The sequence below is a fragment of the Flavobacterium sp. AC105 genome, assembly GCF_979258495.1.
Genome location: NZ_OZ409860.1, coordinates 3,910,790 through 3,933,661, shown reverse-complemented (window position 1 = coordinate 3,933,661; position 22,872 = coordinate 3,910,790). Strand labels below are relative to the sequence as shown.

Genomic DNA, 22,872 nt, shown 5'->3' with positions numbered 1-22,872 from the left:
ATTTAATATAATTTTCAAATGAAAAAAATAATACTCTATATAACGTTTCTCTTTTACATCATATCGGCTTCAGCGCAGCAAGATCCTGAATACACGCATTATATGTATAATATGAGCGTCGTGAATCCTGCTTATGCGACCGGAACTCCAGCCATGATGAATTTTGGAGGATTATACAGAACACAATGGGTTGGAGCTGTTGGGGCACCAAAAACATTTACGTTTTTTGGACACACGGCCATATCTGAAAAAGTCGAAGTAGGGTTGTCATTACTATCAGATGATATTGGAGATGGTGCTAAAAAAGAAAACAACGTCTACGCTGATTTTGCTTATGTTTTAAATTTAGGAGGAAAAAATAAACTTTCATTAGGATTAAAAGCTGGATTTTCATCATTGCAGTCTAATTTTAACGGATTCCTTTTACAAAGTGGAAATGCCGCCACAGATGCCGCTTTTGCACAAGATATCAATGCTACAAAACCAAATATTGGAGTAGGGGCTTATTATTTTAGAGATAATTTATACGTCGGAATATCAGCTCCAAACTTACTAAAAGCGAAATATATCGAAGAAAAATCAGGTATAAATGCTTTTGGCGCTGAATCAATTCATACTTTTTTAACTGCGGGATATGTTTTTCAGCTTACAGACATGGTGAAGTTAAAACCCGCTGTGATGTCAAGATTTGTTAAAGGAGCTCCCGTTTCTGTAGATTTAACGGCAAACGTTTTATATAATAATAAGTTTGAATTGGGTGTTGCTTACAGAATTAACGATGCCGTAAGTGGTTTGGCTAACTTCAACGTAACACCAACTTTGAGAGTAGGTTATGCTTATGATTATACCCTTTCAAATTTAGGTCAGTTTAATTCAGGGACACACGAAATTATACTGCTTTTCGATTTAGATTTATTAGGAAAAGGATATGACAAATCACCAAGATTCTTCTAAAATGAAAAATATGAAAAAACTACTCGTTATTATATTCGTATTTTCAATACAGTTTATAAATGCTCAGGATCAGGAATTAATCAGAGCCAAAAGATTCTTTGATAAAACATATTACAGTGAAGCTATTATTTTATATGAAAAACTTGCCGAAGAAAAGCCTTCACAAGAAGTAATTAAAAATCTGGCAGATTCTTATTATTACACAAATGACCTTGTAAAAGCACAGCGTTATTACAGGCTTTTGGTTAAAAACTACAGCAACGATTTAAACAAAGAATATTATTTTAGATATGCACAAACGCTAAAAGCTACTAATAGTTATGATGATGCAAATGCTGTTTTAAGAGAGTATTATTCTAAATCTGCAAATAGTGAAGATCTTGCTAATTTTGAAAGAGATATCAAAACATTAGAAAATGTTTCGGCAATCGGAAAAAGATTTGAAATTAAAAATCTTGCTATTAATACGCCAAATTCTGAATTTGGAGCTGTAAAATACAACAACAATTTAGTTTTTGCCGGAGTAAAATTGAAACCGGGATTATTTGATAAAAAGTTCAAATGGGACAATGAAACGTATTTAAATTTAGTTACAACGCCCATTAACAATATCAATTCTCAGGAAGCAACTGTAAGTTATTTTGCTGATGAATTAAAAACCGGAATGCACGAATCGAATGCCATTTTTACCAAAGATGGAAAAACAATTTATTTCACGCGTAATAATTCTAAAAACGGAAAAAAGAAAAAAAACGATCAGAAAATCTCGAATCTTCAAATTTTTAAAGCTGAATTGGTAAATGGAAAGTGGACAAATATAACATCACTTCCCTTTAATAGTCCAAATTATTCTGTAGAACATCCTGCTTTAAGTGCTGATGAAAAAATATTGTATTTTGCTTCTGATATGCCGGGAACATTAGGTTCTTTGGATATTTTTTCGGTAAACGTAAATAAAGGAGCATTTGATACACCAAAAAATTTAGGTCCAAATGTTAATACAGATAAAAGAGAACAATTCCCTTTTGCTTCTGCAGATAATAAACTTTATTTTTCTTCTGATGGACATTTGGGTTACGGCGCACTCGATGTTTTTGTATCGGATATTAACGGAAATGAGTATTCAAAAGCAGTCAATATCGGATTGCCTTTAAACTCTAATTTAGATGATTTTTCATTTAATATTGATTCAAATACCAAAGAAGGCTATTTCGCATCAAATAGAGAAGGCGGAAAAGGAAACGATGATATCTATCAATTTAAAGAAACAAAAGATTTAATTGTCGAAGATTGTAAACAATATATTGCAGGAACAATTACAGATATTGATACCAATTTAGCACTGGAAAATGCGACCGTAATGTTGCAGGATTCAAACAAAAAAACATTAGAGACAATAACAACTCCTGCAGATGGAAAATTCAGTTTTACAGTTGCCTGCGAAAGCTCGTATACAATTGTTGCTTTTAAAGAAAAATATACCAACGAATCGAAAACTTTAGAGATTGGAAAAGTCAGGTACGCAACAAATGATGGTTCATTGGCGCTTAAATCTTTAGATGCAATTAAATTGGAAGAAAAACAAAATGCAGAAAACAAGAGAAAGCAGGAAATTATTATAGAAGAAGAGAATAAGAAAAAAGAAGCTTTAGCTGCCATTGCTTTGGTAGAAGCGACAGAAGCAAAGAAAAAAGAGAAAGTTGCTGAAATTTTAAAACAGGAAAAAGATGTTGTAAAAGATGATAAAGACCGATTAATTATAAAAACAGATCCTATTTATTTTGATTACAACATGTGGTATATTCGTAAAGAATCTAAAGTGGTTTTAGGCAGAGTTGTGGCTTTAATGAAGAAATATCCGGGAATGGTAATCGAAATTGGTTCACATACAGATTCTCGTGGAAATGCAAAATTCAATGAAGATTTATCTCAAAAAAGAGCCAATTCAACAAGAGAATTTATAATTCAGTCCGGTATAAATGCAAGTAGAGTTTCTGCCAAAGGTTACGGAGAATCTGTGCCAATTATAAAATGCAAAACAGATGATGCGTGTTCAGAAGAAGAGCACGAATTGAACAGAAGAAGCGAATTTGTAATTAAGAATTTATAAAATTCATTTCTAAAAATATAATTTTAAAGAAGCCTTTTTTTTGGCTTCTTTTTTATTTAATTTTATAAAATAACAATAAACTTTAAAATATTTAACCCATGAAAAACCATATCACATTTTGCTTGCTTTTTGCTTGCATTGCATTTCAAAGTTGTAAAAATGATCAAAAACAGAAAGAACTTGAAGCCACCAAATCTGAAGATGAGAAGGTTGTAAAGACGGAATGTTATAAAGCGATTTATGAAAAAGATACAATTAATCTAAAAGTGAATACGCTGAAAAATGGAAAAATTGGCGGAGATATGGTCATGAAAGTTGCTAATGCGCCAGAAAGAACCGGTGAGGTTGCAGGAGAATTCCATGGCGATACACTATTTGTAGATTATACTTTTGTTGATACAGCCAATAAAAGCACAAAATTTAAAAACCCAATGGCATTTTTAAAACGTGATAATCAACTTATTCTAGGAAACGGAACGATGCAAACTACAATGGGTGTTACTTATTTAGTAAAAGATAAACCTATTGATTTTGAAAAGGTTAAATATAAATTTGCTGCTGTAGAATGTGCTGAAAAGTAAATTTTAATTACATATAATTATCTTTGTCAAAATTTTAAACTTTGACAAAGATTTGACAATCTAACTTTTAAGCATAAAAAAAGCCGTTTCTTATTAAAGAAACGGCTTTTACTATTTTTAGATTTTTTTTATAAAACTTCACCTTTAATTTTTAAGGCAACTCGGCCGTCAGGATAATTTACTGCATTAGACTCAACGGTAATTGTTTTACGAATTGGTCCCGAAGCCATATTGTATTTCACATCAATTTTTCCTTTTTTTCCAGGCAAAATAGCAGATGCAGGTTTTGTCACGATAATAGTGCTTACTGTAGATTCTGCACCGGTAATCAATAGCGGAGCATCTCCAGTGTTTGTAAATTCGAAAGAACGAACTGCATTATCACTCTTAGAAATTTTTCCATAATCAATTGTATTGTCTTGGGCCGCAAATTCAATTTTAGGGCCGTTTTGGGCATAACCCATTGCACTAAACAATACGATTGCAATAAAAGAGGCAACATTTTTCATTTGAAATTATTTTAAGTTGTAAGTAAATATACATTCTTTTAATTAACACACAAATTATTAATTCGCTTTTTATAGTGTCTTTAATTATTTACTTTTGCTGTCAGTTATAATTACAAAAATTGAACCACTTTTATTGTTTGATTGTTTAATTGTCATTTCGTTTAATCAATTGATTGATTTATAAATGATAATATTAAGCAGAAAAGCAATTAAACAGTTTCAAAAAAAAACAATTAAACAGTTAAACAAATCAACGATTTAAACAACCTAAAATGACAATTCCAGCACAGTTTGACGCTAAAACGATCGAGAACAAATGGTATGATTACTGGATGAAAAATAATTATTTTCATTCAGAACCAGATCATAGAACACCTTATACAATTGTAATTCCGCCACCAAACGTCACAGGAGTCTTGCACATGGGACATATGTTGAACAATACAATTCAGGATGTTTTAATTCGTAGAGCGCGTCTTAAAGGTTTCAACGCTTGTTGGGTTCCGGGAACGGATCACGCATCAATCGCGACTGAGGCTAAGGTTGTAGCAAAATTAAAAGCAGAAGGAATCAATAAAAACGATTTAACACGCGAAGAATTTTTAGCGCACGCCTGGGAATGGACAGATAAATATGGTGGAGTAATCCTGGATCAGCTTAAAAAATTAGGAGCATCTTGTGATTGGGAAAGAACCAAATTTACGATGGATCCTGACATGTCAGCTTCTGTAATTAAGTCATTTGTAGATTTATACAATAAAGGATTAATTTACAGAGGTTACCGAATGGTAAACTGGGATCCTGAAGCAAAAACAACTTTATCTGACGAGGAAGTTATTTATGAAGAACAACAAGGGAAATTATTTTTCTTAAATTATAAAATTGAAGGAACTGAGGAATTTTTGACCATTGCCACAACTCGTCCTGAAACTATTTTTGGAGATACAGCAATTTGTATCAACCCGAATGATGAGCGTTTTACACATTTAAAAGGTAAAAGCGCCATCGTTCCTATTTGTGGAAGAGTAATTCCGATTATCGAAGATGAATATGTAGATGTAGAATTCGGAACCGGATGTTTAAAAGTAACTCCGGCACACGATATGAACGATAAAACACTTGGGGAGAAGCATAATCTTGAAATAGTTGATATTTTTAATGAAGATGCTACGCTAAATAGTTTTGGATTGCATTATCAAGGCAAAGATCGTTTTGTGGTTCGTACCGAAATTGCAAAAGAATTAGAAGAAATTGGAGCTTTGGCGAAGACCGAAATCCATTTGAATAAAGTAGGAACATCAGAAAGAACCAAAGCCGTAATCGAACCACGATTATCAGATCAATGGTTTTTGAAAATGGAAGATTTAGTAAAACCGGCAATCAAATCGGTTTTAGAAACGGGAGAAATTAAATTACACCCAAAACGTTTCGAAAATACGTATGCGCATTGGTTAAACAATATTCGCGATTGGAATATTTCTCGCCAATTATGGTGGGGACAACAAATTCCTGCTTATTATTACGGAGACGGAAAAGAAGATTTTGTAGTTGCAGAAAACATCGAAGAGGCGCTAGCTTTAGCTAAAGAAAAAACGAACAATCCACAATTAACAATTAATAATTTAAGACAAGATGTTGATGCTTTAGATACCTGGTTTTCATCTTGGCTTTGGCCCATGTCCGTTTTTGGTGGAATCATGGATCCGGAAAGTGCAGATTATAAATATTATTATCCAACTAATGACTTGGTTACAGGTCCGGATATCTTGTTTTTCTGGGTTGCGAGAATGATTATTGCAGGTTACGAATATGCAGGTGAAAAACCGTTTACAAACGTATATTTAACTGGTTTAGTTCGTGATAAACAACGTCGTAAAATGTCTAAATCATTAGGAAATTCTCCTGATCCTTTAGACTTGATCGAAAAATTTGGTGCAGATGGAGTTCGTGTAGGATTACTTTTAAGTGCTTCTGCAGGAAACGATATTATGTTTGATGAAGAATTATGTAACCAAGGAAAAGCGTTTTCTAACAAAATATGGAATGCCTTTAAATTGATTAAAGGTTGGGAAGTTTCTGAAACTATTCCGCAACCGGAATCATCAAAAGTAGCCATCGAATGGTTTGAAGCGAAATTACAGCAAACTTTGGTTGACATCGAAGATAATTTTGAGAAATACAGAATTTCAGATTCGTTAATGGCTATTTATAAATTAGTTTGGGATGATTTCTGTTCTTGGTTCTTAGAAATGATTAAACCGGCGTACCAACAGCCAATTGATAAAGTAACTTTTGATAAAGCAATCGAAATGCTGGAAAGTAACTTGAAATTACTTCACCCGTTTATGCCTTTCTTAACCGAAGAAATTTGGCATTTAATTGCTGACAGAACTCCGGAAGAAGCTTTAATTGTTTCAACATGGCCAGAATTAAAACCGTTTAACGCAAGTTTAATTTCTGATTTTGAAAGCACAATCGAAGTAATTTCAGGAATAAGAACCATTAGAAAAGATAAAAATATTCCCTTTAAAGATACTATCGAATTAAAAGCAATCAACAGCGAGAATATTTCGACTTATTTTGATACAATCGTAACGAAATTAGGTAATATTTCAGCTTTCGAATATGTTTCGGCTAAAGTTGACGGAGCATTATCTTTCCGTGTAAAATCAAATGAATATTTCATTCCAATTTCTGGAGGAAATATTGATGTTGAAGCTGAAATTGCAAAACTAACTGCAGAGTTAGTTTATACACAAGGTTTCTTAAAATCTGTTCAGGCAAAATTGTCGAACGAAAAATTCGTTGGCGGAGCACCAGAAAAAGTTTTGGCTAACGAAAGACAAAAAGAAGCAGATGCTTTAGCAAAAATTGCTACAATCGAGCAAAGTATTGCTGGGTTGAAATAAAATTCAGATTTACTTTTAAATATAAAATCCCAATACTTAATTTTAAGTATTGGGATTTTTTTTACCATAATCTGAAACTCAGAGATTAATTTTTAATAATCTTTCTGGTGGTTACAGTTCCATTTTCAGAAATAAACTGAACAATGTAAATTCCAGCATTTTGATTGGATATGTTTATATTAAACTCTTTCTGTTTACTGGTTTTTTCTTCAAAAACGACACTATTATAAAAGCTTGTTATTTTCAAAGTTCCCTGTTCCTCATTGTTAATACTTATTTTAAATATTCCGTTTGTAGGATTAGGATAAATAGTAAATACTCTGGAATCCTCAGTTTCCTTAAGTGCTATTTCAGTTGTTCTGGTGTTAGCTTTGTCAGCTTTTACAAGTGCAAAACGTTCGCCGCCTTCCAATTCACCTTTTATGGCATCTTCCTGAATTACATCTAAAGTAATTTGTTCGTTAGCAGAAAAATCTTTCGCTACCCTAAAATCAAATGCTATAGCAAAAGTTTCTCCGTTATCGATAGGTAAATTCGTAATTGCCGCATCTCTGGAATCAATAAGAATTTTATTTTTATCGATAATTTTTACACTTCGCAAGCTTCCATTTGCTTGCGCTCTTTCAAATAAGCTCGGATCAAGTGTCGCTTCTATTGTTCCGCCCAATTCGAAGAAATTATTTTTGAGTTCTTCATTAAATCCTTTATCTGTGAATTTAATATTTACAGATTTAGATTTTATTCCTCTAATAAAAACAGCTGTTGGTGCTACAGCATCGGTAGTATTTAAATTATATACACTTAGATTTTTCCAGGCAATATTATTGTTGTTTTTAGCATTTGCACCAATACTAATATTGTTTACTTCATTAAACATTGGATCACCAAAAGCTTCAATTCTGGCTGCTAAGCAAAAGTGGTGCTGATCAGATCCAAAATCGTTTGGATTTGGCGGATACCACGGAATCATAACAATTGCACTGTTGCCCGCTGTTATGGCCGGAATATTTACTTCGCCAATAAAATCACCATATACCAGAGGTCCAACAGTAAAATTAACAAAGTTTGTAGGCCATGTTAGCCCTGTAGAAGCTTTGGCAAAATAAAGTTTTACTTTTGACGCAGAATTAGTAGCAGTTCCCTTGTTATAAACTCTGATGTATACCGCATTTGGTGAGCTTGTTTTATATTCCGGGTTTTCATGTACAAGTCCTCCATCAGTATTTTGGCGTACCCAAATATCATCACTTATCCACATAGGTCCTGAATCCGGATTTGGTTCCAATCCAATATCGTATGGTCTGTCTTTTATATAAAGATTAGCTAACGGAGCAGTGATTCCGGTAACAATAACAGAATATTTTTGAAGATTGTTAACCAAAGTTCCTTTATGAGAAATAGTTACCGTATAAGTGCCGGAAGCTCCAACGATCCTGATTTTTTCATACGGATCTCTGGTATTATCACCCAATCCGTTTGTGGTAGCTGTTAATAATTTATAAGGAAAAGTAGTTCCCGCTGAATTGGTTACGCGAATATCCAAATCATTTACCAATCTCGCAGTACTAACATTCACAATACTTCCAGGATTAGCTGCACCCGCCGGATCTGTCCAGGAAATAGAAGCAATTAAAGGATTTACACCGTCAGAAGTTACTGTAAAACTATAATTGGCTCCATTATTTAAGGTATTTTCGTCGATAATAGCATTCGTACCTTTTTTTGTAATGGTTTCGGCTGCAAATTTGGCATTCAGTAAACCCCATCCAAAAATAGCATCAGGACCCGGTATTCCAGCATCATCTGCAGTATGCAAAGCCAATCCTTTTAAGGTTGCGGCACGCATAAATCCACCGGTTTTGTTTTTGTAATGCTGTTGCAGCAAAAGCAATGTTCCGGTAACATTAGGAGACGCCATTGAAGTTCCGGTTGCATTTCCATAACTGTTATTTGCTAAAGGAGTTATTGGATTTGTCAAAGCAGCAGTCGAATAAAGAGCAGTACCGTTTCCTGTAAGGTCAGGCTTTATTCTTAAATCGTCTGTAGGCCCCTGACTGCTCGAACTATTTATGGTAACACTTGTTAATGCTCCGGTACTGCTAATTACAGCATCATTAGCATTAGCAATTACAAGATTGTTTTTTGCGGTTGCATACCCTGTAAGCTTATCATAGCTGGCAAAACCTCCTAACGGACTTGGATTCGCAGTATTATCAGTCCCATCATTTCCGGCAGCTTTTACCATTAAATAATACGGTGCATTAAACATGATAACATCCCAATCTCTTGCAAAAGTTTCATAAGCTCCAAATCGCCATGGTGCCATAATAACTGCACCTGAAGCATTTCTTAGCGTCCATCCATAAGAATGATTAGAGATCAACATTCCGTTTGCAGCGGCTGTTGTGGCTTCGGCTACATCAAAATCCCAATAATTGGTTTTTACATTTGCTTGATAAGCCATTCCTTTTGCCTGAGCAATCAAACCTGCAGCAGCAATAGTACCCGTAACATGATTGGCATGCTGGCTATTGTTGTTTGTGGTAATAATAGTGGTGACACCATCTAAAATAGAAACCCTTCCGCCAAATTCGTTGTGAGTAGGAAGCGTGGCACCTCCGTCCCAAACATAAGCGGTCATGCTTTGTCCGTTAAGAGCCAGCCCTAAACCACCGCCGGAATTTAAATAATTAGTTCGGGTTGATTTTGCCGCATCGGCATTCTCTGGGGTAAAATAAATTGGAGATTTTCCGTCCGCTGAAACATCCATTAACTCACTTTGTGTACCATCTTTATTAATAAATGTCAGACTCCAGCCGTTAGTCCGTGCAAGACTTATTGCCCTTTCCTTATTTTTCACGGCTTCATCTCTGTATCGTACACTTAAAGATTCCAGTTCTGCGACATTTGTTTCAGATTTAATCTTTTCAATATCATTTTGAGTTTGGGAATACATCATTCCACATACAAAAAAGAAAATAATTTTGTAAAAATTTCTCATATAGTTTTGATTATTAAGGGGTTATTTTTTAGTATAGTTTTTTTCAGAAGAAAGGGCGGACTCCGGTCATTTATATTTCGGGGAAATTCATAAAGCAATTGGGTTTTCGTTTTCATAATTGTGAGTATTAAAAGGTTAATAGAAAATACTTTTGAAAAACAGTTTTTGTAATTTTATTTACAAATAATTTATATTTTGTATGAATTTTACTTAAACAAAACAAATCTCGTTAAAGTTTGTGAAGATGAATACCGTATAAATACCTGATTTTTAAATAATTGAATTTTTTGTAGGAAAAAAATCAGGAATCACAGAAAAAATTAATTCAATTTGATAGTAAAATACCACAGAAAGCACAAGTAACATCAATCGTTTTGAGAAGTAAGGTTTAAAATGGATGTGGTAAAAAAAACATAAAAAAACCGTCCCAATTTAATAATTGAGACGGTTTTCTTTAAATATAATACATATTACATGATGATAAAGAATATGATACAATTCTTTTTCAGATGATTTTATCCTTTTCCTTTTCTTCTCAAAACCAAAAATAAAGGATAAGAAATTGCCGTAATAATCAGAATAATCAAAAAGCTTTTTGGATCGCTGTAAACAAAACCAATTAATAAAGCGAGTGAAGCTACAATAGCAATTATCGTACTCCATGGATACCAAAAAGAACGATACGGTCTTGGTAAATCCGGTTCTGAACTTCTGAGTTTTAGTAAAGAACAATATGCCAATCCCCAAACAATAATAGAAGTAAAGGCTGCAAAAGAGAATAAAACTTCAAAAGAACCGATACAAATCAAAAATAAACTGAATAAAGAAGAAACCAAAAGTGCCACAATTGGAGTTCCGCCTTTATTAACGGTTGTTCCTTTTTTGGTAAAAAAACCATCGCGGCTTAATCCGTATAAAATTCTTGGCGGAATCATCATGAAAGCATTCAAAATACTGATTAAAGAAAAAATCGAAATAACAGTAACGATAATAGCTCCGTTTTTTCCAAAAATAATATTGGCAACATCGGCTGCAGCCAAATTAGATTTTGCTACAGTTTCGATTGGCAGCACATAGAAAAAAGCAACATTAATTAAGATGTAAATTGCTATAACAAGCAAAACACCGCTATACAATGATTTCGGAATATTTTTGCCGGGATTTTCGTTTTCTTCTGCAAAAAAGCAAACACTATTCCAACCGTTATAAGTGCCAATAATAAGTTGAAGCGATTTGAAAAACCCAAATATAAGTCCGATTTGAAAAAGAGAACTATTTTTTTGAATAGGAGCAACTTTTACGCCCGAATACATAAAACAAGCCACAACCAGACAAACAAAACAAATTACTTTAATAAAACTGGTAATTTGCTGAATGGCGCTTCCGTTTTTTATTCCACTTAAGTGTAATAATACAAAGGCTAATAATAATGAAATGGCAATTACGGTTGAATAATTAGCCAGACTTGGAAACAAAATAATACTATATTCGCTGATTACAATGCAATAAAATGCGGGCGGAATTGCATTTGTAATATAATCAAACCAACCCGAAAGGAAACCGGCATATTCTCCAAAAGCTCTTTTGATATAATTGTATGATCCGCCGGCTTTCGGAATCATTGTAGCAAGTTCTGCGTATGAAGTTGCGCCAATTAAGACAAATAATCCGCCAAAAAGCCAGGAAGCAATAATGAGCCAGAAATTATCTAATAATCCTGCAATTGACCCCGGTGTTCTTAAAATTCCAACTCCTATTGTTCCTCCAATTAATACGGCGATATTAAAACTTAATCCTAAACTCTTTTTTAATTGGTTTTTTGGGGAATCTGACATATTTGGAATTTTGTTTTTTATTTAAGTTTACAATTTGACTTCAACAAAAATAGCTATAATTCAATCACTTTTTGTTTTAAAATAAAAAACCTCATTTATTGCTAAACGAGGCTTAATAACTATTTTTTTGTTTTGAATTTAAAAGCCAAAACCTCTTCTGCTTTTCAAAAATGAAGGATGCAGAAAAAGCTTTTTGGTATTAAAAATCTAATTCAAACTTTAGAATTTGTAGCGCAAACTTGCCATAATCTGACGAGGTGCGATTGGGTTTACACTATAATTTTCGTGAACCGTATAATTCAATTCATTTGTAATGTTTGAAAGTCTGCATAAAATCGAGAATTTTCTCCATTCATAACCAGCTGAAACATCTATTGTTGTATATCCGTCAAGCGGAATATCACGGTCTCTGATTGTTACTACGTAAGTTGGCGGCGTAGTTGCCGGTTTAACAGCAGTCCACAAATAATCATCATTCCATCCTCCCAAACGTTCTCCAATATAGTTTCCGATAGCTCCAAAAGTCACTCCTTTAAATAATCCGTTTGGTATTTTATAGAAAAAACTCAAGTTCGCTGTGTTTGCAGGAGTTCTGGCTACACGATCACCTTCAATAAAACTCCCGTTTGTTCCTGAAGTTTTAGTATAACGCATATCATTATAACTGTAACCGGCATTGATATTTAAACCTTCAACAGGAGTTGCCGTAATATCTACTTCGATACCTTTGCTTTTTGTTGCTCCACCCAGCATTTTGATGTTGGTATCAGAATTTGGTGTAACACCATCAGCTTGATATGGTGCAGTTTGTGCTAAATTACTATTGGTAATTTGATAAAGAGTTACGTTTGTACTCAATAATCCGCTAAAGAAATCTTTTTTAATACCCGCTTCATATTGATCAATGATGGATGATTCGATTATATTACCATCAACTGTAAGTCCGCTATTTGGTGTAAAAGAGTTAGAGTAACTGGCAAATAAAGACGTATTTCTTGTTGGCTGATAAACCAGACCTAATTTTGGAGAGAAAGCCTTATCGATACGTTTTGCAGCTTCGGTAGTAGTTACAGAAGTTGGATTTACTTTATAACTATCTGTAATTACTTGTGACTGTTGCCAGGACCAACGAATACCTGCCAAAAGTTTTATTTGATCTGTAAACGAAATCAAATCTTGTGCATAAGCTCCAAAACGTTCTGTTTTTGTATTTGCAATTGCGGTAATTCTTGAATTTGGTTCGTCTGTTCTTTGGTTTGCAGGATCAAAAGTATAAAGATTTATAGTATCGTAATTCGCAACTGTGTTAGAAGTTGGCGAAGTAAAAAAACCGTAAGTATAAGCTGTTGCATATGAATTCTCGTAATCAACTCCGGTAAAAACCTGATGTTTAATACTTCCTGTTTTAAATATACCTTGCAAGCTTAACTGATCTCCAAATATTTTTTCTAAATTTTGATTTTGAACTAAAGGTCTTGTCCAGTTACCATTAGCATCAATAGTTGCTAATTGAGCAGTAGATTTAGAAGTTCTGTCATAGTTTTGAAAAGAAGAATTGAAATTCAGTTTCCAATTATCATTAAAATTATGATTTACTAATACAGAAGCACTTGCTGTTTTTGTGTTTCCGTTTGACCAAAGCGCCCCATAAAAATTGTTGCGTGGTACATCTACCAGTTCTTTTCCAATAATTCCGGTTCCAAAATCAGGAGTCCAGTCAGCACTCAAATAATCTCCCTGAACTGTAATTTGCGTTTTGTCTGTTACATTAAAAAGAAAAGATGGATTAAAATAAATACGCTCGTTTTTAACTACATCTTCTAAAACTTTCTGAATTTTCATAAGAACCGGTAAAACGATACGCAATATATTTATTTAAAGGACCGTAAAAATCAATAGCTGGTTTATAGTACGAATAACTTCCTATTTGCATCGAAATTTCTCCGCCTGATGTAAATTTTGGAGTTTTGGTAACCATGTTTAAAATTCCACCCGGAGTAACATTTCCGTATAATAAAGCGGCACTTCCTTTTAAAAATTCAACTTTTTCTAAAGAAGAAACTTCAGGAATTGAACCACTATTAAAACGGAATCCATTTTTAAACATATTGTTGGCAGACATGTCATATCCTCTTGAAAAGAAAGATTCCTGAGCACCGCCACGGGCAGATGATACATAAACACCATTCATGTTTTTTACCACTTCGCTTAATCTGATGGCTTGTTGCTGTTCGATTATTTCATTGCCAATGATTTGAACACTTTGAGGTAAATCCATTACTTTGATACCGGAACGAGCTGCCTCGATTGGTTTTTTAGGTTTATTTGCCGTAATCAAAACCTCATTAAGAATTTCTCCTTTTTTGTTTTTTACAGTATCACTTACAGTCGAAGTGTTTTCGGCACTTGAATACTCATGACTATATGATGCAAAACTTAAAAATGATAAAATAAGTAGTAAATTATACCTCATGCTGATCTTATTAAGAATAATTAAAAATAATTTTTTGCAAATATAAATAGGTATAGGTTCTTTAACAAAGTTTATTTAGATTAATTATCGTTAATGTTATAACTAGCTATATGTTAATTGTTTATTTTTTAAATAAGCAAGAAAAATCTTTTAATTTTAAAAAAAAATGAATTGTTTTTTAAGTTAAAACAAAAAAACCTCGCTGGAAAAGCAAGGTTTTTTAAAGTGAAATTTCTGATGATATAATTATTTTACCGTAATTAAATAAGTTGCCATTTTCCAGATTTCTTCATATTTTTTACCATTGTGTTCTCCGGCAGTTTTTTCTGTATAAGCAAATTCGAGCATGTAATTTCCAGGCCATATTGGCGTAAAAGAGATTTCACCATTTTCATTGCTCCACAATTCTTTTTCCCAGCCATTAGGAGCAATTACTTTCATTTTTTGCTCTTTGGCGGCTTTAGCTTCGTACAAAGCGTTTACGTTTACTTTTGTTTTTTGTTTGGCAGTTATCGCATCTTTAGAAAACAAACTAATAATGTTTGAATTTGCAGCAGCTTCATTGCCTTTTGCAGCATTACCAACTGTAACCGTAGCACTTGAGTTATAATCTAACTTCATTGTTCCGTAAACATCTTTTACAGTATGATGCATTACAACGGTATAAACGCCATCTTCATCTGGTGTAAAAAAAGCTTGGTATTTATTGTCTAAAGCTGTTGCTGTAAGTTTGATTTCTTTTTTGGAAGGACTAATTACAACCAATGAAAAATCTTTTAAATCAGAAAACCATTTTGCAGAAGGCGTAATATCATCATCTGAAAATTCTCCGAAGAAAATTGAAATTTCCTGTGCTTTTCCTTTTGTTCCGGTTGCTTTAGTTTCGATCCAAAGTGCGTGCGCAAACAATTGTGGACTTGCAACTAACATTAAAAGTAAAAATGTTATTGATTTTAAAGTTTTAGATTTCATAAGATGAGGTTTAAGTTTTATTAAATAATTATGCTACAAACTTAGTATTTATTTAGAATGATTAAAAATAATTTAATATAAAATTGAATAAAAATTAATATTTAAGATTACGCGGAATTTATTTGAAAAAGGTAAAAAAGGATAGAATTTACACTTCAAAAGGCTTAATTTTGCGGTCAAATAATTGACACACTAAAATGATTCTTCCTTTTTTAAAGAAATATCAAGATTCGCCCAAAGGATATAGAATAGCTAACACTGTATTTTTTTTCCTCTCCGGATTTGGATATTCTTCGTGGGTTTCTCGAATTCCGCATATCAAAGCACAGCTGCATTTATCTGAAGCGCAATTTGGTACTGTTTTATTTGCTTTTCCAATTGGTTTGATGCTAACAATGCCTTTTACAGGAAGATTATTAAATAAATACAGCAGCCGTTATATCATGCTGTTAGGAGCAATCATGTTTAATATTGTGCTGTCTTTGCCAGGTCTTGCTGCTTTTGTATGGCAGTTGGTCATTATACTTTTAATCTTTGGCGCTTCCCGAAATATTTTTAATTTGTCGATTAATGCACAATCGCTGGAAGTTCAAAAATTATATACACAATCGATCATAACCCGTTTTCATGCCGTTTGGAGTATTGCCGTTTTTTCAGGCGCTGGTTTAGGCTATGTTATGGTAACGCAACATATTGCGCCGGCACATCATTTATTGGGAGTAAGCATTTTTATGATGGGGCTTACCGCTTGTTTTTATCCGTTAAGTATTCATACTGAGCCTGTACCGGTTAAAAAGAAGTTCTTTTCGATGCCGGAAAAAAATCTGATTAAGTTCGCCGTGATTTGTTTTGTCTCTATGGCTTGCGAAAATACGATGTACGATTGGAGTGGTATTTATTTTGAAAATATATTACATGCTTCTCCAAAATTAACCAGTGCAGCATTCGTATTTTTCGCCACAGCGGTAACTTTAGGACGTTTGTTTGGAGATTATGGCGTAATGAAATTTGGTACAAAGCGAATCCTGCTTTACAGCGGAATTTTGATCACGTTAGGATTTTCGATTTGTTTTTTATTGCCTTTTATTTATCCCACTTTTTTCGGTTTTGTTTTAATTGGAGTTGGCGTTTCCTGTGTCGTTCCCTTAGTATTTAGCATTGCCGGCAGATCATCAAAATTAAGCAGTGGTTCTGCATTGACATCTATATCTACAATTGGTTATCTTGGGTTTTTACTTGTTCCGCCAATGGTGGGTTTCATATCGGAATATCTAAGTATGAAATGGGCATTTTTGATCATGGCGATCCTAGGTATATTGATGATTTTAATGGTGAATAAGATCGGGGAGAAGGAATAATTCATGGTTTTTTGCTGCGCGTATAGCTGGACTGAAGTCCAGCCCTACAAAATTGGTCGAACCGATGGTTCTTTTTTGTTGTTGTAAAATTCCGTAGGAATGAATTATTTTGTAGCAACGGGTTTTAATCCGTTGAAAATCATGAAATTTTATAATAATTAATTCTCTATTTCTTTAAGATAATCTTTCCAGTTTTGTTTATCAATAATATACGAAAATATCTCTTTAATTGAGTTAATTTTGACAAAGATTCTACTTGTTCTTTACTAGGTTCGTACAAAGTAAGTTCTTCTAAATTTTCAAGATTAAATACCTGTTTCCAGCATTTATGATTTTTAGAAATTGTAATTATTTTTACAGAATTCGTATCTAAAATTTCTTCATTTGAAGAATAAGAATAACGATCCCTATTTGGTACAATAGTCCAATAATTGCCTTCTCGATCTAAAAATCTCCATAATGATGCTTCATTACTTCTTTGTCATAACAAACTTCTCAGAGCTAACTTTTCCATTCAGTTTCCCAGAAATTTCAGCAGTCAAACTATTATTCGCACTTTTTGTATACGTGATTTTTTGAGGATAATCGTGTTGCGGATTTTCGAAAACCAATTGTTTATCAGATTCTGCAGTTGAAGGAAAAGAAACCGGTTTATCATCGTTTTGACCTTGTACGGTTGCGATATAAGTTAGCGTTTCACCTTTTTGTGCTAAAATTATGTTTTCGAAATGAAGTGTATCTTTTCCTTTTATAAAGTAAGATGCAGCACTAAAAGTACTGTCGTTCAGTTTGATCCAGTTTTCAGATAATACGCCATCTGGTGAAACGTTTTCCCAGTTTCCGATAAGCCAGTCTGCAATTTTGATTTTATCTTTTTCTACAGATTCCTTTTTTTGACAAGAAACGATGGCTACTAAAAGTAATATAAGAGTAATTTTTTGAAACATATGTATAGATATTTTCGTGTTAGATTGAATGGCTAATTTATAAAATAGTTTGCCACGAATTTCATGATTTTTACGAATTATTATTGAAGTTGTAGGGCGCAAAACTTGCCACTCCGATAGCTATCGGGATAAAGGATTAAAATGATTTTTGCTTCACGCAGATTCGGCAGATTAGGGCAGATTTAATTGGATTTAGAAATTATATATCTGCGAGCATCTGCTTAAATCTTTTTAAATCTGCGTGAAATAAAAATTCGTGCTAATTTGTGTAATTTGTGGCAAAAAAGCCGTTCCAAAAAAAAAATTAAATGCTGTCACTTAATATAGAATAAACCAGTTCTTTTGTTGGTTTTTGATCTTTTAGTTTCGTTCGAACATCATCAAAAGTAACTTTAAAATCACAGCCTAATTTATAATCTCCACAACCATAAGCTGTTTTTCCTTTTAGAATTGTTCCTTTTTTGCATTTCGGGCAAGTTAATGAATCAGAACTGGCTTCTGATTTTGCTTTTGGAGTCGCTTTCTTGGGTTCTAATTTGAGTTTATAATTTTCTTCAAAACGTATCAAACCTTCAACCGTTTCGCCATCATTTTTAAAATCTTTTATATTTACGGTCGATCCTTTTTGGATTAATCTTAAATATTGATTCTCGGATATTTTTTTGTCTGCAAAAGTATAAGGCAATAAAAAGTCACAACCGGCTTTATAATTACCGCATCCGTAAGCCGATTTTCCTTTTATAAGCGTAGCTTTTTGGCATTTCGGACAGGTTTCTGCCAAAATTCCGGCTGCTTTCTTTTTCTCTACTTTTATTACTTCTTTTTGAGTCGTGGCTGCATGCGAGATATTGGCGTGTCGGGTTTCACTTCTTACTTCGGTGACTAAAGCTTCAACCATTCGCTTCATATTTCTGATAAATGCGGCGGCGGTAAAAGTTCCCTTTTCGATATCTTTCAACTGCTTTTCCCAAGAACCTGTAAGTTCAGCCGACTTGATTAATTCGTTTTGAATCGTATCAATAAGCTGAATTCCCGTTGGTGTTGGCAAAACCTGTTTTTTGTTTCGAACAATATATTGGCGTTTAAAAAGTGTTTCGATAATATTAGCGCGCGTTGAAGGACGACCGATTCCGTTTTCCTTCATCAATTCGCGTAAATCTTCGTCATCAACCTGTTTTCCTGCGGTTTCCATTGCACGCAATAAAGTTGCTTCCGTAAATTGATTGGGCGGTTTAGTTTCTTTTTCTAAAAAAGAAGGCTCATGCGGACCTTTTTCCCCCACAACAAAACTGGGTAATAAATCGGCTTCTTTTTCCTTAGCATTTGGATCTTCAAAAACAACACGGAATCCTTTTTTTAAGATTTCTTTTCCGGTAGTTTTAAACATTACATCAGCAGCTTTTCCTATAACTGTGGTGTTTGCAACCAAACAATCGTCATAAAAAACGGCAATAAAACGTCTTGTAATAATATCGTAAACTTGCTGTTGATTGTGCTGCAAATTACTTTCTATTCCCGTTGGAATAATCGCATGGTGATCCGTTACTTTTTTATCGTTGAAAACCTTAGGCGATTTTTTTATTTTTTTTCCTAAAAGAGGTTGTGTTAATTCGGCATAATGGGTTAATTTTTGCAGAATTCCCGGTACTTTCGGATAAATATCATTGGGTAAAAAAGTAGTATCAACTCTGGGATAAGTGACTACTTTTTGTTCATATAAAGTCTGAACAATTTTAAGCGTTTCATCTGCCGAAAATCCAAATTTTGTATTGCAATATACTTGTAAACCCGTTAAGTCGAAGAGTTTTGGTGCAAACTCATTTCCGTTCTTTTTTTCGACAGAAACAATTTCGAACTCACTTTCTTTGACTTTATTCGCTAAAAGTTGTCCGTCTTCTTTATTTAAAAAACGGCCTTCTTCATAACTAAAAAGTGTTTCTCTGTATAAAGTTTGAAGCTCCCAATAAGGTTGAGGTTTAAAGTTTTCGATTTCTTTCCAACGGTCAACAACCATTGCTAATGTTGGCGTTTGCACACGGCCAATAGACAATACTTGTTTGTAACCGCCATGTTTTACGGTATACAAACGCGTGGCATTCATACCCAATAACCAGTCGCCAATAGCTCTTGAAAATCCTGCGTAAAATAGATTGTCGTAATTGGCTGATGGTTTTAAGTTTTCAAAACCTTCTTTTATGGCTTCGGTTGTTAAAGACGAAATCCATAAGCGCTGCACTTCGCCTTTATAATGTGCTTCGTTCATCACCCAACGCTGAATGAGTTCTCCTTCTTGCCCGGCATCCCCGCAGTTTATGACAACTTCGGCTTTGTCGAAAAGACTTTTTACGATTTTAAATTGCTTTTGAATTCCTGAATTTTCTACCACTTTGGTTTCAAATTTTTCAGGAAGCATGGGTAAGTTGTTCAAATCCCAGCTTTTCCAGTGCGGTTTGTAATCGTTAGGTTCTTTTAAGGTGCATAAATGTCCAAAAGTGTAGGTTACGGCATAACCGTTGCCTTCGTAATATCCATCATGCTTGGTATTGGCTCCCAAAACGGATGCGATTTCTCGTGCTACACTTGGTTTTTCGGCAATACAGACCTTCATTTTCTCTTTCTAATTTAAAGGCGAAATTAGCGATTTAGAAGTTGGTATCGAAATTTTTTGCGACTAAGGTTTAGGTTTGCCACGAAGGCGCTAGAGGCAAAGTTTTATTTGTCGTTGGTTTTTGAAACTGAAACGAGCTTCTTTCTTTTTACGAAAGTTTTCTTGCTTATGATATTTTGAAATTAATGAATCCTCTGATTTATTAATAGTTATTTTTTGTTTTTATTAGAATTATCATTGAAAAGCCAAAACATAAATAAAATGCCTCCGCCAAATAATAGTAGTTTTCCAAAACCACTTCCGCCTCCGCAAACGCCACAACTTCCTCCACTATTACAATATCTGCAGTAACTACATGTTGTACATGCTTTACAACTGCCTGAGCCCGTGCATCGGCCTGCAAAAGTTTCATTTGTTGATAAAATCAAAACAAATAGAATTATATAAAAAAGACTACTATTCATTTATTAAAAAGTTGTAAGCATCTTTAAAAAACAAAAAATAAGACAACGTTAAAACCCATAAAACAAAAAATAAAACCGAAAGAAATTGGAAAATTTTAGATGGTTTCTTTCCTTTTGATTTTTCTCTGTCCTTAATTTCAAAATACGATGATGACGAATCGTGGTTTAAAGAATGTGGGCTTCTTAAACTTGTTTTTGACTGAATATTATTCAGGTTATTCAAATATTGAGGTTTCGTATTCTCATTGACAAAATTTATAAATTCTCGTTTGTTTTCATTGTGAAATGATTTTATATCTTCAATTTTTTTATTTGAATAAACGTAACTTATGGCTTCTTTTATTTTTTTTGAAAACTCAGCGTATTTATTTTCCAGAACATGAATTTGTTTTTTAGACTCTTCAATTTTTCTGCCGTTTTCGTGGTGCAATCTCGAGTTTTCTTCAATACTTTCTTTAAAAGCCTTAATTGTTATTCTTTTGTTTTCTTCAAGTTCAGCTATTTCTTTTTCGAAATCGTTTACCATTATTTGTAATCGTTTCTTTTTTTCCTCTCTTAAAACTTGTATTTCATTATCAAATCCTTCTTCATTTATTGTTTTATAAAGGCCTTTGCTGTGCGTGAATTTTGCAATGTCTTCATTGTCAGTAAAAAAAATGGTATCAAAACCGTTTAATAACTCTAATGATTTTTTAAGGTTTTGTTGTAATTTATTGGTGTCTATCGAAGAATAAACAACTAAACTCGTATTTGATAAATTGAAATTTGACGGTTCATTAAAACTTTTAAGATTAAAACCAAGTTTGTCAAAATCCTGAGGTAAATCAACAGAAAACTTGTCCGAATGATTTACCATAATCGTTTTATCATCGACATTTTTGCTCACTAATATTTTATGAAACTCGTCTAGTTTCGTAATAGTAAGATGATCTTCGGCAATTTCATTTGTAAAAAAAATACTGGCACCAATAAAAGTTCCGCCTCTGTCAGAGTTTTGCTCTTTTGCAAATGAGTATTTAGAATATGCAATTGAATTTAATCCGTTTGCGACTTCTTTCCGGATAGCATATAATGTACTGTTTTCAAATAGTTTTATGGCGTTCGTATTTAAGTCAAATGTTTTAATTGACTTTGCAACATTTTGATTTCCAATTTTAAAAAATGTCTGTCTAAAACCATACGGGTTTCCAAATGTTCCAAATGCTAATAAGTATATATTTTGTTCCATTTAAAAGCTAAATTTTAATCGTTCCCAAAAAGTACCTTCATAATCTAGCGGATAACCCACTATACTTTCATAAAGCCAATTCGACAAAATTTCGGCAGGAGCTAAGTTTAAAAGTGTAATTCGCTCTCCGTTTCCGTTGTTTTCAATACTGCCAATTGTAAAATATGTTTTATTTAATTCGTACGAGTTTATTCTCGTGTTCGTTCTGGGTAATCTTTCGTTAATAAAGTTTTCTAATTCCTCTTCATTTGAAACATCTGTTCTGCCGGATTTATCCCATTTAGAAACTACTAAAATCACATTTATATATTTCAAATTTTTCCCTTTTCTTTCCAGTTCATCCAGAAATTCGTTTATCAGTGTATCTTCCAGATGTGCGTTATCAAAGCTGGTAACAATTATAAAAGTCAGCGGAATATTGGCATTTAAATACGCTTCAATACTACTATGATAGGTTCCGCCACGGCTAATATCTTTATGATTTTCTCCCGATGTTTCCAGAAAAGTCAAGTTAATAGGAGGGACCCTTTTCGATTTATTGTTAGGTTCAAATATCAAATCTAATCGGGTTACCTGATCACGCGTTGTTCGGTTTGGAAGAATTCCCTGTCGGATGTTTTCAAAAAAATCAGCCAGTAAAACTTGTGCTTCTTTTGAATTTGGAGTTCCTAATTTTGGGCGCAAGACCCCGGCTTGTGAACTTAAATAATATAGCATTGAAGAAAGAATAACTGATTTGCCAGATTCTCCAACACCAAAAAAGAAAACAAAATTACTGTCTTTATTTTTGATCTCATTCGTACTTGCATTTGCCAAAGGAACAAAGGCAGCTTTTGTTTCACTTGTAGTATCAAATGAAATGGGCTTTAATTTTTCATCATCAAATGATAAAGGCTTTAAATCGTTGTTATCGTTAATCATCT

14 protein-coding genes and 1 pseudogene are annotated in these 22,872 nt (G+C 33.4%); 5 read left to right on the top strand and 10 right to left on the bottom strand.

Features of this window, described 5'->3' with window-relative positions:
* The first annotated feature begins 18 nt into the window (after positions 1-18).
* From ACZ0AH_RS16195 to ACZ0AH_RS16185, 3 genes are all read left to right on the top strand, one after another.
* Positions 19-954, top strand: a complete 936-nt coding sequence (locus ACZ0AH_RS16195; RefSeq protein WP_463476832.1) for a PorP/SprF family type IX secretion system membrane protein — start codon at positions 19-21, stop codon at positions 952-954.
* A gap of 10 nt (positions 955-964) precedes the next feature.
* Positions 965-3,064 carry an OmpA family protein gene (locus ACZ0AH_RS16190; RefSeq protein WP_463476831.1) on the top strand — a complete coding sequence of 700 codons (2,100 nt, stop codon included), beginning with the start codon at positions 965-967 and terminating at the stop codon, positions 3,062-3,064.
* A 98-nt stretch (positions 3,065-3,162) separates the two neighbouring features.
* The gene (locus tag ACZ0AH_RS16185; protein ID WP_463476830.1) at positions 3,163-3,645 is read left to right on the top strand and encodes a hypothetical protein; all 483 of its coding nucleotides are present in this window, start codon (positions 3,163-3,165) and stop codon (positions 3,643-3,645) included.
* A gap of 128 nt (positions 3,646-3,773) precedes the next feature.
* Here the strand turns inward: ACZ0AH_RS16185 and ACZ0AH_RS16180 are convergent, their stop codons facing one another.
* Positions 3,774-4,154, bottom strand: a complete 381-nt coding sequence (locus tag ACZ0AH_RS16180) for a DUF1573 domain-containing protein (protein ID WP_463476829.1) — start codon at positions 4,152-4,154, stop codon at positions 3,774-3,776.
* A 272-nt stretch (positions 4,155-4,426) separates the two neighbouring features.
* Between ACZ0AH_RS16180 and ACZ0AH_RS16175 the strand changes: the two genes are divergently transcribed.
* Positions 4,427-7,063 (top strand): valine--tRNA ligase, encoded by a 2,637-nt coding sequence (locus ACZ0AH_RS16175; RefSeq protein WP_463476828.1) that lies wholly within the window; start codon positions 4,427-4,429, stop codon positions 7,061-7,063.
* 85 nt (positions 7,064-7,148) lie between these two features.
* Here ACZ0AH_RS16175 and ACZ0AH_RS16170 read toward each other — a convergent pair whose 3' ends face one another.
* The 4 genes and pseudogenes from ACZ0AH_RS16170 to ACZ0AH_RS16155 all read right to left on the bottom strand — a co-directional run bounded on the left by ACZ0AH_RS16170 (position 7,149) and on the right by ACZ0AH_RS16155 (position 15,344).
* Positions 7,149-10,064 (bottom strand): S8 family serine peptidase, encoded by a 2,916-nt coding sequence (locus ACZ0AH_RS16170; protein ID WP_463476827.1) that lies wholly within the window; start codon positions 10,062-10,064, stop codon positions 7,149-7,151.
* 515 nt (positions 10,065-10,579) lie between these two features.
* On the bottom strand, positions 10,580-11,899 hold the full coding sequence (locus ACZ0AH_RS16165) for an APC family permease (protein ID WP_463476826.1): 1,320 nt from the start codon (positions 11,897-11,899) through the stop codon (positions 10,580-10,582).
* A 219-nt stretch (positions 11,900-12,118) separates the two neighbouring features.
* Positions 12,119-14,372 (bottom strand): annotated as a pseudogene (locus ACZ0AH_RS16160) (TonB-dependent siderophore receptor).
* Between the two features lie 246 nt (positions 14,373-14,618).
* Positions 14,619-15,344, bottom strand: coding sequence for a hypothetical protein (locus ACZ0AH_RS16155; RefSeq protein ID WP_463476825.1), 726 nt, complete (start codon positions 15,342-15,344; stop codon positions 14,619-14,621).
* A 197-nt stretch (positions 15,345-15,541) separates the two neighbouring features.
* Between ACZ0AH_RS16155 and ACZ0AH_RS16150 the strand changes: the two genes are divergently transcribed.
* Entirely contained in the window at positions 15,542-16,702 is a 1,161-nt protein-coding gene (locus tag ACZ0AH_RS16150) for an MFS transporter (protein ID WP_463476824.1), read from the top strand.
* Between the two features lie 470 nt (positions 16,703-17,172).
* Here ACZ0AH_RS16150 and ACZ0AH_RS16145 read toward each other — a convergent pair whose 3' ends face one another.
* The 5 genes from ACZ0AH_RS16145 to ACZ0AH_RS16125 all read right to left on the bottom strand — a co-directional run bounded on the left by ACZ0AH_RS16145 (position 17,173) and on the right by ACZ0AH_RS16125 (position 22,870).
* Complete coding sequence (locus ACZ0AH_RS16145; protein WP_463476823.1) at positions 17,173-17,649, bottom strand: DUF6265 family protein; 477 nt, start codon at positions 17,647-17,649, stop codon at positions 17,173-17,175.
* 304 nt (positions 17,650-17,953) lie between these two features.
* Positions 17,954-20,257 carry a DNA topoisomerase 3 gene (locus ACZ0AH_RS16140; protein ID WP_463476822.1) on the bottom strand — a complete coding sequence of 768 codons (2,304 nt, stop codon included), beginning with the start codon at positions 20,255-20,257 and terminating at the stop codon, positions 17,954-17,956.
* 209 nt (positions 20,258-20,466) lie between these two features.
* Positions 20,467-20,721: a hypothetical protein gene (locus ACZ0AH_RS16135; RefSeq protein WP_463476821.1), complete on the bottom strand. Its 255-nt coding sequence runs from the start codon at positions 20,719-20,721 to the stop codon at positions 20,467-20,469.
* Positions 20,714-21,949 carry a hypothetical protein gene (locus ACZ0AH_RS16130; RefSeq protein ID WP_463476820.1) on the bottom strand — a complete coding sequence of 412 codons (1,236 nt, stop codon included), beginning with the start codon at positions 21,947-21,949 and terminating at the stop codon, positions 20,714-20,716. The genes ACZ0AH_RS16135 and ACZ0AH_RS16130 overlap by 8 nt, the downstream gene beginning before the upstream one ends.
* Positions 21,950-22,870: a hypothetical protein gene (locus ACZ0AH_RS16125; RefSeq protein ID WP_463476819.1), complete on the bottom strand. Its 921-nt coding sequence runs from the start codon at positions 22,868-22,870 to the stop codon at positions 21,950-21,952.
* Positions 22,871-22,872: the final 2 nt, after the last annotated feature.